Source organism: Mesorhizobium sp. M1396 (genome assembly GCF_040317725.1).
GTDB lineage: Bacteria > Pseudomonadota > Alphaproteobacteria > Rhizobiales > Rhizobiaceae > Mesorhizobium.
This window is the reverse complement of the sequence record NZ_JAMYLA010000147.1, coordinates 1-1,083: the sequence shown is the minus strand read 5'-3', so window position 1 is coordinate 1,083 and position 1,083 is coordinate 1. Positions and strand designations below refer to the sequence as shown.

Sequence of the window (1,083 nt, the reverse complement as noted above, 5' to 3'; positions counted from 1 at the left end):
CCACGGCGATTGTTTCCAAGTTTCATGAATGGCATCCACGAGGGCGGCGGCCAAATCTTCGACATCAGTGTTGCTCATCGGTGTCGAGAGTGCGCCGGAGCAATTCGGCGTCATCAGAAAACCCCGTTCCAGCATTGCAAGGTGTACCTTTGCCAGCGCAGTCTTCCGCAAGGCGTTCGGGAACGAGGTCCGGTAGTTTCGGATAACTTCAGGCTTCAAATGAAGCCTAAAGAGGGAGCTCATGCCGGTGACTTGCGCCGGGACTTCGTGCCTTCTAAGCTGCTCGTTAATTTCGGTTCGAAGTGTGTTGCCCATCCGATTGAGGCGAACCACGGCCTCCTTGGTGTATGATTGCAGCGCCGCCAGCCCAGCTGTCATACTGAGCGGGTTGGCGCTGAACGTGCCACCATGGGAGACGGCTGGCTTGCCCCTGGTATGATCGAAGACCGCCATGTGCGAGGCAGGCCCCGCTACGGCCCCTACGGGCAAACCTCCGCCGATGATCTTGCCCAAAGCCACCAGATCCGGCTCCAAGCCGAACATGGCATGGGCGCCATGATAATCGACCCGGTAGGAAACGACCTCATCAACCACAAGCAGGATGCCGTAGCGGTTACAGCAATCCTGGATGACCTCCCGCACACCCGCCTCCATCGGAACCATGCCGACGCGGGAAGCCACCGGATCGAGAAGGATCGCGGCGAGACGCTCATGATTTCCACGGATGAGCTCCCTGCACGTCTCGGGCTCGCTGTAGGGGAGGACCAGAACATCCGTGGCGGTGGAGACGTGAGTTCCTTTGGCGTAGAGCACGCTCTTGGGCGATAAATCGCCCCAGTTCATTGGAGTAGAATCAAGGCTGACTTCCACATAGTCGTAGGCACCGTGATATGCGCCTTCGAACTTCGCGATCATCGGCCGCCCTGTAATCGCACGCGCGGCCTTGACGGCGAACATGACAGCCTCGGTGCCGGAGCTTGTGAAGCGGACCTGCTCAAGCCTCGGCGAGCGCGCTCTGATCGCTTCCGCAAGGCTGGTCTCGCTTGTAGTCGGAAGCCCGAATGCGGTGCCGTCGTCCAGGAC

The 1,083-nt window shown here is 59.6% G+C and carries 1 protein-coding gene; it reads right to left on the bottom strand.

Features of this window, described 5'->3' with window-relative positions; translation table 11 throughout:
• A partial coding sequence (locus NKH02_RS34355) for an aspartate aminotransferase family protein (RefSeq protein ID WP_352884272.1) occupies positions 1–1,080 on the bottom strand: 1,080 nt, incomplete at its 3' end.
• Positions 1,081–1,083 lie beyond the last annotated feature (3 nt).